Origin of the sequence: Rhodococcus oxybenzonivorans, from assembly GCF_003130705.1 — a bacterium.
GTDB lineage: Bacteria > Actinomycetota > Actinomycetes > Mycobacteriales > Mycobacteriaceae > Rhodococcus_F > Rhodococcus_F oxybenzonivorans.
This window is the reverse complement of sequence record NZ_CP021354.1, coordinates 3502314-3515017: the sequence shown is the minus strand read 5'-3', so window position 1 is coordinate 3515017 and position 12704 is coordinate 3502314. Positions and strand designations below refer to the sequence as shown.

Annotated in this window: 9 protein-coding genes and 1 pseudogene; 3 read left to right on the top strand and 7 right to left on the bottom strand. The window is 66.1% G+C overall.

Annotation, left to right across the window (positions count from 1 at the left end):
- Positions 1-20 precede the first annotated feature (20 nt).
- The 4 genes from CBI38_RS16520 to CBI38_RS16500 form a co-directional block, all read right to left on the bottom strand.
- On the bottom strand, positions 21-1124 hold the full coding sequence (locus CBI38_RS16520; protein WP_109330416.1) for a lactonase family protein: 1104 nt from the start codon (positions 1122-1124) through the stop codon (positions 21-23).
- 526 nt (positions 1125-1650) lie between these two features.
- Entirely contained in the window at positions 1651-2526 is an 876-nt protein-coding gene (locus CBI38_RS16510) for an alpha/beta fold hydrolase (protein WP_109330414.1), read from the bottom strand.
- Between the two features lie 54 nt (positions 2527-2580).
- The gene (locus CBI38_RS16505) at positions 2581-3975 is read right to left on the bottom strand and encodes an MmgE/PrpD family protein (protein WP_109330412.1); all 1395 of its coding nucleotides are present in this window, start codon (positions 3973-3975) and stop codon (positions 2581-2583) included.
- A 25-nt stretch (positions 3976-4000) separates the two neighbouring features.
- The gene (locus CBI38_RS16500; RefSeq protein WP_109330410.1) at positions 4001-5482 is read right to left on the bottom strand and encodes an aldehyde dehydrogenase; all 1482 of its coding nucleotides are present in this window, start codon (positions 5480-5482) and stop codon (positions 4001-4003) included.
- Between the two features lie 256 nt (positions 5483-5738).
- On the opposite strand from CBI38_RS16500, the gene CBI38_RS16495 reads away from it, so the two are divergent.
- The gene (locus tag CBI38_RS16495) at positions 5739-6914 is read left to right on the top strand and encodes a CaiB/BaiF CoA transferase family protein (protein WP_109330408.1); all 1176 of its coding nucleotides are present in this window, start codon (positions 5739-5741) and stop codon (positions 6912-6914) included.
- A 33-nt stretch (positions 6915-6947) separates the two neighbouring features.
- Positions 6948-7841 carry an HpcH/HpaI aldolase/citrate lyase family protein gene (locus CBI38_RS16490; protein ID WP_109330406.1) on the top strand — a complete coding sequence of 298 codons (894 nt, stop codon included), beginning with the start codon at positions 6948-6950 and terminating at the stop codon, positions 7839-7841.
- Between the two features lie 86 nt (positions 7842-7927).
- On the opposite strand, the gene CBI38_RS16485 is transcribed toward CBI38_RS16490, so the two are convergent.
- Both CBI38_RS16485 and CBI38_RS16480 read right to left on the bottom strand, forming a co-directional pair.
- Positions 7928-9082: a low temperature requirement protein A gene (locus tag CBI38_RS16485; protein ID WP_230989862.1), complete on the bottom strand. Its 1155-nt coding sequence runs from the start codon at positions 9080-9082 to the stop codon at positions 7928-7930.
- Positions 9083-9217: 135 nt separating this feature from the next.
- A complete protein-coding gene (locus tag CBI38_RS16480; protein ID WP_109330404.1) occupies positions 9218-9910 on the bottom strand; it encodes a GntR family transcriptional regulator in 693 nt (230 codons plus the stop codon).
- Between the two features lie 299 nt (positions 9911-10209).
- Here CBI38_RS16480 and CBI38_RS16475 point away from each other — a divergent pair, with 299 nt between their 5' ends.
- On the top strand, positions 10210-11496 hold the full coding sequence (locus CBI38_RS16475; protein ID WP_109330402.1) for an MFS transporter: 1287 nt from the start codon (positions 10210-10212) through the stop codon (positions 11494-11496).
- Between the two features lie 57 nt (positions 11497-11553).
- Here the strand turns inward: CBI38_RS16475 and CBI38_RS16470 are convergent.
- Positions 11554-12673: pseudogene (locus tag CBI38_RS16470) on the bottom strand (NDMA-dependent alcohol dehydrogenase).
- Positions 12674-12704: the final 31 nt, after the last annotated feature.

The window sequence follows — 12704 nt, the reverse complement described above, 5'->3', positions numbered from 1 at the left end:
GGGCGGGATGGGTGGGTGGTTCACGCAGGACCGAGAGAAGCGAACACTCCGGTGGCGCCGTCGGAGAACGTCACACCCGTATCCACCGGTAGTTCGGCGGTGGCCTCGAGTCCTCCATTCGGCTTCACCCGGTAGGTGAACACCTTTGCGGTGCCGGTCGTCGTCAGCGTGTCGATGACATAGAGCCGCTGAGCATCCGGACTCAGCACGACGCGGCCGGGGAGGTGTCCCGGTGCGCTGGGTGCCTCGGCGCCGGGCACCGGAACCAGGGCTCCGTCGTCTCGAATCTCGAATCCGTTCACGCTCTGACCGCCGGTCTGGGGAAGGTAGAGATACCTGCCGTCCGGTGTGATGGCCATACCGTGAGGAATCGCCTTCGTCGGGAAGCGTCCGATCGGGTTCAGTGCACCGTCGGGCGCGATGCGGTAGCCGGAGACGTCATCGGTTCCCTCGTTGGTGATGTACAGGAACTTGCCGTTGGGCGTGACCGACGGCAGCGCCGGACGATCACCGGTCGGCACCTGCGACCCGGTCGGCGTCAACCTGCCGTCGAATCCGATCGCGTAGGAGTCCATCGTCGCTCCGATGAAGCTCGGCGCGAACAGGAATCGGCCGTCCGGCGACACCACCGGAATGGACAGGCCGCTCGTCGCACCGGGGATCGTCACCGAATCGACGTGTGTCAGAGCGCCGGACGGTGCGATGGCATACGTCTGCACGTCGTTGGTCACCGAGCCGACGGTGGCGAAGAGCCACTTCCCGTCCGGGCTGACGACCGCACCCACGATCGGCCGGCCGGGGGCGAGGTGGGCGCCCTCGAGGCGCTCGAGTGTGCCGTCGTCGCCGACGCGGAATCCCTGAAGCGTTCCCGAAACGGTATGCGCGACATAGGCGAATCGGCCATTCGGCGTGACCGTGATCGACAGCGTGCCGGTATCGGTGGGCACGGGTTGCCCCACGGGAATCAGCCGACCGCCGGATTCGCGCAACACCCCGATGTTCGACGAGCCTGTGCCTCCGACCAGAAGGTAGCTCGGGCCCGCCGCATCATCAGCCAGAGCTGCGCCTGCATAGGGAGAGATGACGGTACCGACGGATACGCCTGCGGCAACGCCGATCGCCATGATGGTCCTACGTACTCGCGCTCGCAGCACCCTCCGGGTCGACCACTTTCGTTCGGGCGCCGATGGATTCCGAGTCGTCAATGCAACCTCCGTGGTTCCTCGATTCGGCGGGTTCGCCACGCTGAACGTAGGCCGGGAAGCCGGGGTGAAAGTGTCCAATAATCTGCACAGTCCGCTGCATACATGCCACCCGGCGCGTGATCGCCGGTGTCGATGCCGACGGCAAGTCGATGATCGTCGTGGACGAGACCACTGGCACTCGGGTTGCACTGCCTGCCTTCTCCGTGAACGACGTGTGGAGGGTCGATGCGCTCCCGGCCGTCTTCACCGACGACGATACCCTCGAATCCGAGGTCGAACTCGCGCCGCCGGCCAGTGGGCTCGTCGTCCGCCTGGCGACATTTCCACCACGACAACGAAAGCAACCGCACAGCCAAGCCAGTGACGATGGTCGCCGTGATGGTCGCGGGTACGGAGTGACATCCGGCCCATCGTCGACTGCGGCGATGGGCCGGGGTCTGCGGCCTCAGCGCGGCGGGAGCGCCCGTTCGAGGAAACTTTCGAGGTGCAGGGCGAACGCCTCGTTGTCGTCGCCGGTGATCATGTGCCCCGCGTCCACCTCGACGGCCTCGGAGTTCGGCACCAGGGCGAGCATCTCGTCGACCGCCGCCCGCGAGACGATCTCCGATCGCGTCCCGTGAACTATCAGGGTGGGAACCGTGATTCGAGTGGCCAGGTCGGCAAGTTGCCGTTCGTCGGAATTGCCGCGATTGTCCGCGTAGCCGACGAACGCCGGATCCCAGTGCCAGTACCAGCGACCGTCTTCCCTGAGACGCAGATTCTTTCGTAACCCGTCGCTGCGGCGACGGCGGGAGGGCGTACCGCGAAAGGCGTCGATGGCCGCGGACGCATCGTCGAGCGAGGCGAACCCGTTGGGCGCCGCGCCCAGGAAGTCGCGGACTCTCCGCTGGCCGGTGCGGTCGATCCGATGCGTGATGTCGACCAGCACCAACCCGGCGAGGGAACGTGCGCGTTCGCCCGCGACGACGATACCCGTTCTGCCACCCAGCGAGGCGCCCACGACGACGACACGGCCGCCGAGTTCGGCGAGTACCGCCTCGAGGTCGGCCGCGAAAAGCTCGGCCGAGTACTCGGCGGCCCACTCGCTGTCGCCGTGCCCGCGCGAATCGAGAGTGAGTGCGCACCAGCCGTGCTCGGCCAACCGCGCCGCCGTGCGATCCCATGAGTGCCTGGTCTGGCCGCCGCCGTGGAGGAGAAGGACCGTTCCCCCTGTCGAATCGGTCAGCCGATCGTCGGTCTCCCACCGATCACCGACAAGGCGGACCCCACCGGATCCAGTGAACTCGACGGGGATCGGCCGGGCTGTGGTCTGGGCGCGCATCAGCTCTCTTTCTCGTCGTCGGCCGCGCCCGGTTGGCGCTGGCGGCTGGAGGAATCAGACCTTCAGCAGGGCTGCGAAGTCGGAGGCGGGCTGGTCGGGATCGCCGCTCTGGATGGCGCGGAGCAGGGTGTCGCCGCGTTCGGTGCCGAGTGACCCAGAGATGACGTCGCGGAACTTCGCGTCGAGGTCGTCTTGGGACATCGGGTTCTCGGCGGTGCCGGTGGGGTTGTCGATGAACAGGTTTTCGGTGGTGCCGTCGGTGTAGGTGACGGTGATGTCGCCGACCCACCGGCCGGGGTAGGCGGTGTCGAGTTCGGGTGTGACCTCGATCTTGACCTTCTGCGCCAGGGCGGCGACATCGCTGCCGACGCCGATGTCGAGTCGCCCGTCCAGGTAGGCGTGGTGGGTGGAGAAGCCGTTGCCCTTGCCGAGTGTGGAGAGGGCGAATTGGAAAGGCAGGCTGTATTGCAGATGCTCGAGAATCTTGGGCGCGTAGGCGTTGGCGTTCTTGTTGCCGATGATCACGTCGCCGCCGGTCTGGATGCCGAGGAGTACCGAGTCGATGTCGGCGACGCGGGCAGCGAGGTGGCGGGCGCCGTCGATGTAGGCGTGATTGATGCCGCAGCAGCAGTACGGTTTGATCCAGATTCGGGTGATCTCGAAGGTCTTGTCGAGGCCGAACGTGGTGGCGGCGTCGTCGGCGACGGGGCGGCCGACGAAGGTGCGGTAGAAGCCCTTGCCGCCGGTGAGGAAGGTCGTCGGACCGGTGATGCCTGCGGCGGCCATCTCGGCTGCGCGGATGCCGTTGCGGGTGCCGATGCCGGAGTGGACGCGTTTGATCGAGCCGCCGGAGGAGGTGTACTCGGTGGTGCCGGAGGCGTGGCTGAGCGCGATGGCCAGGGCGTGGACGGTGGTCTCGGCGTCGAAGCCGCGCATCTTGGCGACGACGGCCGCCGCGCCGAAGTTCGACAGCAGCCCGTGGGGGTGGAAGCCGCGTTCGAGGAGTTCGGGTGCGGCAAGGTTGCCGACACGGGTGTACACCTCATAGCCGGCGACGATGCCGGTGATGACCTCGCGCATGGTGGCGCCGAGTTCTTCGCCGACGGCGAGTGCGGCGGAGATGACGCAGCTGCCAGGGTGTGACGAGCTTGCCCGGTGGGCGTCGTCGTATTCGAAGCCGTGGCCGTAGGTGGCGTTGACGAAGGCGGCGTCGGCGGCGCTCATCTGGTCGCCGCTGGCGGCGACATGGGCCTTGCCGGGGGCGTGACCAGCGCGCGTCAACTCCAGCACCGCCCGACTCCAGGGCAGTGAGGCGCTGGCGACCTGAAGGGCGAGCTGGTCCTGCATGAGGCGGCGTGCGCCGGCGAGTGCGTCGGCGGGGATGGTGTCGAAGGTCAGGTCGGTGACGAGCCGGGCGACGGCTTCTTCGACGGGTGGGAGGGTGCCCATGTGTGCGTCCTTTGCAGAGTTGGGGTCAGGAAAGCGAACCGAGCAGCCCGGCCGAGATGCCGTATGACTTGAGTTCGACGTAGGCGTCGAAGCCCTCGAGGCCGGCCTCGCGGCCGATGCCGCTGTTCTTGAAACCACCGATCGGGGCGGTGAAGCCCACCGGGCTGCCGTTGACCTCGACTGTGCCGGTGCGGATGTAGCGGGCCACCGACAGTGCGTGCTCGGGATCGGCGGCGAACACCGAGCCGTTGAGGCCGTACTCCGAGTTGTTGGCGATCTCGATGGCCTCGGCCTCGGTGTCGAACGTGTGCACGGTGAGAACCGGGCCGAAGATCTCCTCCTGCGCGATCTTCGCGAAGGGATCGACATCGGCGAAGATCGTGGGCTCGACGTACCAGCCGCGGTCGAGGCCTTCGGGGCGGCCGCCGCCCACCAGCAGGGAGGCGCCGGACGTCTTCGCATCGGCGATATAGCCCTCGACCCGGCTGCGGTGACGGTCGCTGACCATCGGTCCAATCTCGGTGGCCGGGTCGAACGGGTCGCCGACCGGCATCGAGCCGATCAGGTCCAGCAGACGGTCGTGGAGCTCATCGCGCCGCGAGCGTGCCACCACGATGCGGGTCTTGTTGCTGCACACCTGGCCGCTGTTGCGCAGTGACACGGCGCGGATCGCGGCGACGGCGGCGTCGAGGTCGGCGTCGTCGAGCAGGATGGCGGCGGACTTGCCGCCCAGCTCGAGGGTCACGCGGCGCAGGTCCTGGCCGCAGAGCGAGGCGATGCGACGGCCCGCAGCCGTGGACCCGGTGAATGACACCTTGTCGATGCCGGGGTGGCGCACCAGGTACTCGCTGACCTCGCGCTGGGCAGGGACGATGTTCACGACACCCTCGGGCAGACCGATCTTGTCGAGCATGTCACCGAGTAGATACGCGTCGAGGGGTGTCTCGGGGGAGGGCTTGACGACCATGGTGCAGCCGGCGAGCAGCGCCGGGGCGAGCTTGATCATGGTAATGAGCAGGGGAGCGTTCCACGGTACGACGGCGGCGACGACGCCGACCGGCTCGCGGGTCACCAGCGCGTTGCCGGATGCGGACGTGCGGGTGTCGCTCCACGGGTAGGTGGGCGCGATGTCCAGGAAGGCGTCGAGAAGCATGCGGGGGCCGATGGACTGCATCTTCGTGGACAGGGTGATCGGGCACCCCATCTCCGCGCTGACGAGCGCGGCCGCCTCGCCCTCACGCGCTGCGAGTTCCGCGCTGAGCTTCCGCAGAACCCCGATGCGCTCGTCCAGCGACATCCGAGGCCAGGGGCCCTTGTCGAACGCCTTGCGGGCTGCGGTGACGGCAGCATCGATGTCGGCCTCGACGCACTCCGGGATCCGCGCGACGAGCTGTTCGGTGGCGGGGGAAATCACCTCGAAGGTGCGTTCGGATGCCGGCTGCACCCACAGTCCGCCGATGAACAGTTTGTCGTACTGCCCCTGCCACAGTTCAGTCTGCGCACTCATTGTGCCGCTCCTTCGCATTCGCTTCGTCATAGACGTGCCCGCATCTTGGGTGGGAGTCGTCTGTCCAGCCTGGACGACGGTCTTCGGCTCGATACGTGGGCTGCACCATGTAAAGTATATTATGTTCCGACAATCGATGAAACGCCAGTGCCGTCTCTCGTGGCGTAGGTCCGCAATAGCCCGTTATGGTCCGGTTAAGGCTTGACCTCCGTAGTGACTATATATAATATTTGAACTGACACGAAGGTGAGGCAACATGCAGCACAAGCCACTCGAGGGTATTCGGATACTCGAGATCGGGGGGTATATTGCGCTCCCGTTCGGGACGTCGATGCTGTGCGCGCTCGGCGCCGAGGTGGTCAAGGTCGAGCGCCCGGTAGTGGGCGAGGACTTCCGGCGGCACCAGAATGACGGCAGCCCATACTTCCGGCAGTACAACACCGGGAAACGCAGTCTGTCGGTCGACCTGAAGTCGGCAGAGGGCGTCGCCTTGGTCAAGGCGCTCATACCGCACTTCGACGTGGTACTCGAGAATTTGCGCCCGGGCAAGGTGGCGGCGATGGGACTGGGTCCCGAGGACTGCCGCGCGCTCCGTCCCGACATCGTCTACGGCTCCGTCACCGGGTTCGGTGCCGGTGGCCCGCTGGCCAACCGCCCCGCCTACGACACTATCGGCCACGCATTCGGCGGTCTGTACTCGCTGTTCAGCGACGGCGACCACCCTCAACTGGCCGGTGGCTTGAGCGCAGACCTCGTCACGGGCCTGAGCACCGCCACCGGCGTCCTCGCGGCCCTGGTCGGGCGGCTGAAGACCGGCAAGCCGCAGCGGATGGAGACGTCGATCATGGAGGCGGTCAGCGCGCTCACCGTCGACGGCATCACCCAATCCTTCGAACTCGGCAAGAACCCGGCCCGCACAAGCAGGCACCCCCAGGCACAGAACTTCTGCGTCCCCACATCGACCGGCGAGTACCTCGCTGTTCACCTGTCGTCGTCGCAGAAGTTCTGGCACGCGCTGTGCCGCGCCATGGACCGGATGGACCTGACCGAGGACCCGCGGTTCGCCGAGTACCGCCCGCGGGAATCGAACTACTTCGAGCTTGTGCCGATCGTCGAGGCGGAGTTCGCCAAGCAGGCGAAGGACTACTGGGAGAAGGTCCTCACCGAGGCCGACGTGCCGTTCGCGCCCGTCCTGTCGATGACCGGCTACTTGGAGCACGAGCAGGTCGAGCACCTGAAGCTGGTCGAGTGGCAGCCAGACGGTTTGCCACTGATCCGCCCGCCATGGACCTTCGACGGTGAGCGGCCGGACCGCGGGGCCCGCGCCCCCAGGGTCGGCTCCGACACCCGAGCCGTGGCGAGCGAGGTGCTTCCCGCCGAGAAGATCGACGCACTAATCGAGTCCGGCGTCTTGTTCGCCGACGAGTCCTGATTCGCTGAATTCGCATATCCCTGAGGAGTGTTCATGAAACCGTACCGTTCCATGCTGTTTGTGCCCGGACACAAGCCGAGCTGGGCCGACAAGGGTCTCGCCTCTGGTGCCGACGCCCTGATCCTGGACCTGGAGGACTCGGTGCCCGCCGCAGACAAGGACGAGGCGCGTCTGGTTGTCGCCGACACCATCGGCCGTCTGCATGCCGACGGTGTTCGCGCCGACCTGTGGGTGCGGCCCAACGCGTCCGTGTCCGGAATACAGGGCAAGGACCTCGAGGCTGTGATCCGGCCGGGTCTGGCCGGCCTGTTCCTGCCCAAGGTTTTCGACGCCGAGGAACTGGTGCGTATCGATGCGGTGGTGTCACACATCGAAGCACGGGAAGGCCTCGAAGCCGGCAGCGTGGGGCTGATCGTGAGCTACGAGACGGCGGTCTCGATGGCGCACTGCGAGGAGATGGCCGCCGCCACCCCGCGCATCAGCAGCCTGCTGGGCGCCACGGGACCCAGCGCGGACGTAGGCCGCGAGCTGGGGTTCGAATTCACCCCGGCCGGCCTGGAGACGCTGTACCTCCGGAGCCGAATCGTTCTCGCAGCCCGCGCGGCCGGCCTGCACCACCCCGTTGCCGGCGTGTGGCAGGACATCAAGGACCTCGACGGTGCCCGGCAGTTCTGCCTGGACAACAAGCAGCTCGGATATCGCGGCATGGTGTGCATTCACCCCTCACACATCGCCATTGCCAACGAGGTGTTCACGCCGTCCGCCGATCAGGTGGACTTCTACCGCCGCATGATCGAGGCGTTCAAGGTGGCCGAGGCGGCAGGCAGTGCGGCCGTCGACTTCGAAGGGCAGCACATCGATATCGCACACGTGAAGACCGCCGAGGGCATCATCGAGCAGGCGGAAGCCATCGCGGCATACGCCTGACGGGGCCCGGCGGCAGCCGACTGGTGAAGCCCCGCATCCTTTCGGATGCGGGGCTTCGACGCACGTCCCTCCGAATCACGAATCAGTCAGGGGAGCAGAGGTTTCGATATGGGCTCATGGTTCGTGTCTTTGTTCAAGTGAATGGCCAGCACGAGCAGGATGACGACCAGCATGATGACGACGACATAAGCCGGTAGCACATACGCTGCGATCGCCGCCATACCGAGAAGAGCGGCACCCACTGCGCGCGCGACCCACCCGGTTCCGGTGGTGATGCGGAAGTAGATTGCGTGTGAGAGTAGGTAGATCGCCGGACCCGCGAGCATCAGCACACCGCCCACACCGGCTTGGGCGTCACCAATGTGGGCGAGCACCAACTCGCTACCTGCCGCGAACATGACGAGGCCGGTGACGACGCCGTAGATGACGTTGATCCCGATGTGCACGGATCGAATCGGATTCTCGGTGACGGCGATGTGGTTTTCCACCAACCGTTCGGCACGACCGAAGTATGCCGCCCACAGGCAGACGAGGGCGACGAAGCAACCCGCGGCAAGTACGAGTGTGAGTGCATCGGAGTGATGAGCTGCGATCACACGTCCCAGAGTCAGTACGGTCTCGCCGAGCAGGATGATGAGGAACAGTCGCATGCGCTCGAGCATGTGCTCGGCGTCGAATGGAAGTTGCTGCGTTCGCGTCGTGCCGCTCGGCACGGGGTGTGCAAACCAGGTGCCGGTGAGATCGATGAGCGCGGCCACCGCCCAGCACCAGAGACGCCATTTCGGGTCGAGTGCGGCACCGGCCACCCAGAACGGCGCCGAGACGGCGAACCAGATCAGCACATGCACGAAGTGAGTGCGCAAGCGGGACGTCGGGGCGGTGGCAGCCGCGTAGGCGGCGGGGCCGACCAGGGCCAGCAGCATGGGCATCACGAAGAGCCACGGACTGTCGTCGAATGCGTGTCCGATGCCGGCGTTCATGAACAAGCCGAGGCCCATCACCGTGATCGTGACGGCCCTCGTGGCGGTGTGCTCGATGTCGAGCAGGGTGACCTCGAAGGTGGTAAATGCCCAGACGCCGCACACCGCGACAAGCGCCACCAGAGTCTCGGCTGCGCCACGCCACGTCAGATGCTCGACGAGATGGTGCGTGAGCTGACCGATCGCCAGTACGAAGACCAGATCGAAAAAGAGCTCGAGCGGGGAGACGTCACGGTGTGTCCTGCGCGCTTCGCCGACCATGATGATCTCCTCCTCGGCGCCAAATCGTATCGGGTGGAGTCGAGCCGGACGGTTGTTTCGGCGGCCCCGGAGTTGCACGCGGTGGGGTTCTTCCATCCCGGCCGGTTCGCTCAGCGAGATCGAGCGCGATTCGGATCAGCCTACGTTCGCCTCGTCGTCGGCATCCCACAGCCCGCGCTGCTCCAGTTCGTCGATCAGGTGATCTGCGCCGTCCAGGATGTGCGATTCCATGAGAGTTTTCGCTCTCTTGGCCGCGTGCTTGCGCAGGGCCTCGAGGAGGACGGGGTGCTCCTCCTGCGTGGTGGTGATGTGGCCTTCGATGGTGGCGTAGAAGCGGTTGGGAAGGTTCGTGACGACGGAGCCCAGGAGGCGCGCAAGGCGCGGAGAGTCCGCGGTCAGGTTGATCTTGCGGTGGAACGCGTGGCCGAGGGAGGCGATACGTTCCGTGTCGCCCTGGGCAATCGCCTCCTGGTGCTGCTGAAGGATGCCTTCGAGCTCGACGATCTGCTGGGGTGTGATGTTCTTCGCGGCCCGGGCGGCCAGTTCGCCGGCCAGCTGCGCCTGTGCCCAGAAGAGGTCGCGCACGTCTTGCTTCGTGAACGGGGCTACGACGAAGCCGCGCCGGGGAACCATCTCGACGAATCCTTCGCTCCGGAGCGCAAGGAGTCCCTCTCGCACGGGCGTCGTGCTGACTCCCACGGCTTCGGCGATCCGCTCGATGCGGAGGAAATCGCCTGCACGCACCTCGCCGGAAATGATCATCTCGCGTACGTATGTGGCAACTTCCTCTGGAAGTTGCTGTCGCCTTGATCTGTCATTCAGGGCCATCGTCGGTCGCACCTTCCCGGATCCAGAGACTCGACATAATGTACCATTCGCGCCCGCCCGGTGACCGCGGCGCCCGGCAAGGCTGACCTGCCAGCCGCTGTCGCAGACTTCGCGCCTTTGGCGACACCTTTCCCCGAGCCGATGTTCGAACCGCGGCCAGGTCCTTGGATCCGTAGACATAATCCACAGAGCATCATATATTGTCTCCACTGTGATCCAGATCGCATGCGCCGCGGGGGTCGGTCGTTCCTATCGGTCATGCGCGCGGACACGTCGACGAGTCGAGTGAGAGGGACCTGATGACCAGTACGAAGGATGGGACGGCGAAGGCGGGTTTGCGCCCGTATCAGCTTGCGACCGTGTTCTTCTGTATGTTCCTGAACATGCTGGACGGCTATGACGTCCTCGTGATGGGTTTTGCGATGCCGCACCTACCGGAAGGGTTTGCTACCAATCCGCAGAAGGGCTATCTGATCAGCGCCGCGCTCGCCGGTATGGCGGTGGGTGCGATCGGCCTCGCCCGCTTCGCGGATGTCATCGGCCGACGCCGCGTCCTGTTGGCCGGCCTGGCCGCGAACACCTTGGGACTGGCGGCGTCGGCGCTCTCTACCGGTTTCGCGACGCTCCTCGTGACCCGGTTCGTCACGGGTATCGCGATCGGGACCATCAGCGTCGTCATCATTGTTTTGTGCCAGGAAGCCGTCCCGCCCAACCGTCGAAGTGTGGCGCTCGGACTTGTGATGATCGGGTACCCGATCGGCACAATGCTCGCCGGCTTCGCCGGCGCGGGACTCCTCTCGGTGGCGGGTGGAGCATGGCAGGGCATGTTCTGGATCGGGTCGGCGTTGGGAGTCCTGTCGTTCGTGGTGACCGCCGCGTTCCTCCGCGAATCGGAGGACTTTCTTGCGCGGAAGGGTGCGAAGGAGCCGTCCGATCCGGTGGTCGCCACACCGGGGGGTGCGGCCCGTCTTCTCGGCAGGGAGCTGCGATCTCGCACCGTGCTCTTGGCGTTCGGGTATTCGATGCTCACGGCTGGCTACTACTTCGTGAGCGCCTGGACACCGCAGCTCATCAAGGACGCCAGTGGTGACGCGGGCAGCGGCGCTCTCGCCGGCATCATGATCAGCTTCGGTGCGGTCGTCGGGGGATGCTTGTTCGGCGCGTTCGGATTGCGGTTTCCCGGGGCGCGGATCGCGCTCGTCACGTCAGTCGTGTCCGCCGTGGCAATCGCGGGTTTCGCGCTTACGCTCCAGGGCCCGTTCGCACTGGCAATGGCCGGGTTGCTCGGCGGCGGCACCTACGCGGCGCTGTCCGGGTACACCTCGACTTCGACGGCGGTCTACCCCGTGCTCGCACGCGCCAAGGGATACGGCGCGATGATGGGCGTCGCGCGCGGCGGAGCCATTCTGTCGCCGATCGTCGCCGGTTATGCGCTCAGCGTGATGACGCCCCGCACGATGTACCTCGCGGTCATTGTGCCTCTCGTGCTGGCGGCGGTGGTGGCGGCGGCCCTCATGCGCGTCACCCGTGCGGTCGAGACTGGGGCGTCGAACGTGGAACCCCGAACGCTGGTCGCTCCGGAGTAAGCGAAGGGCCGCCCGGGATCTTCCCGGGCGGCCCATCGCTCTCGAGTGCTCGTCCGCTCAGTCGAACAGGATGACGCCGCGGATATTCTTGCCGTCCATCAGGTCCCGATATCCCTGGTTGATGTCGTCGAGTCGGTAGGTGCGGGTGATCATGTCGTCGAGGTTGAGCTGGCCGGCCTTGTACATGTTCAGCAGCCGGTTGACGTCCCAGGTGCCGTTGGTCGAGCCGAAGACGCATCCCTGCAGCCGCTTCTGGGACAGCGTCAGGTCGGCGATCGGGATCGGCAGACCAACTCGGGAGTGCTCGCCGACCGCGGTGACGACGACGGTGCCGGCCTTCCGGACCGCGGCCAGTGCCTGGGCTACGTGTTCGGGCTCCAGCACGCCGACGGTGATGACGAGGGCATCCGCGCCCTGCCCGTCGGTGGACTGTTTGGCGAAGTTCAGCCGCCTCCTCGATGGTCGCTACGGCGTGGGTCGCGCCGAACGTCTTTGCGCTGTCCCGTTTGAAGGCGACGGGGTCGACGGCGATGACGTGCGAGGTGCCGGCGTGCCGGGCGCCCTGCAGTGCGGCGGAGCCGAGTCCGCCGATGCCCATGACGATGACGGTGTGCCCGGGTTCGACGTTGCCGAGGTTCACGGCCGATCCCCAGCCGGTGCTCACCCCGCATCCGACGAGGCAGGCCTTGTCGAGGGGGATGTCCTTGTCGATCTTGACCACCGAGTTGATGGAGACCGTGGTGGTTTCGAGGAAGGTCGAGATGCCGCACATCTGACCGACCGGCGTCCCGTCGGTGGTGTGCACCCGGAACGTGCCGTCGGTCCAGCGCGGTCCGGCGAGGATGCCGGCGGCGAGATTGCAAAGACTCTGCAGGTTGCTCGAACACCAGCGGCAGTGGCCGCACGACGGAATCGCGGAGAAGACGACGTGGTCGCCGACCTCGATGCCCTTGTAGTTGGGGGCGGCCTTCGTGACGATGCCTGCGCCTTCGTGGCCGAGGGTGAACGGATACATGCCGACCGGAATGTCCCCGGTGACGTGGTGGTCGTCGGAGTGGCACATGCCGCTCGCGACGAGCTTGACCTGGACTTCGTCCTCGCGGGGATCCTCCACCTCGAGGTCGATCACCTCGAGTTCGCCGGGGACATGACGGATGACGGCACCGCGAGTTTTCATACTTCTCCTTGGGGTTGGTGAATGGAATGTT

Bases quoted from the DNA above. Each gene is read 5' to 3' on its own strand.
- CBI38_RS16480 (WP_109330404.1), bottom strand. From the start codon at position 9,910: ATGGCCCTGAATGACAGATCAAGGCGACAGCAACTTCCAGAGGAAGTT.
- CBI38_RS16510 (WP_109330414.1), bottom strand. From the start codon at position 2,526: ATGCGCGCCCAGACCACAGCCCGGCCGATCCCCGTCGAGTTCACTGGA.
- CBI38_RS16495 (WP_109330408.1), top strand. From the start codon at position 5,739: ATGCAGCACAAGCCACTCGAGGGTATTCGGATACTCGAGATCGGGGGG.
- CBI38_RS16490 (WP_109330406.1), top strand. From the start codon at position 6,948: ATGAAACCGTACCGTTCCATGCTGTTTGTGCCCGGACACAAGCCGAGC.
- CBI38_RS16520 (WP_109330416.1), bottom strand. From the start codon at position 1,124: ATGGCGATCGGCGTTGCCGCAGGCGTATCCGTCGGTACCGTCATCTCT.
- CBI38_RS16475 (WP_109330402.1), top strand. From the start codon at position 10,210: ATGACCAGTACGAAGGATGGGACGGCGAAGGCGGGTTTGCGCCCGTAT.
- CBI38_RS16505 (WP_109330412.1), bottom strand. From the start codon at position 3,975: ATGGGCACCCTCCCACCCGTCGAAGAAGCCGTCGCCCGGCTCGTCACC.
- CBI38_RS16500 (WP_109330410.1), bottom strand. From the start codon at position 5,482: ATGAGTGCGCAGACTGAACTGTGGCAGGGGCAGTACGACAAACTGTTC.
- CBI38_RS16485 (WP_230989862.1), bottom strand. From the start codon at position 9,082: ATGGTCGGCGAAGCGCGCAGGACACACCGTGACGTCTCCCCGCTCGAG.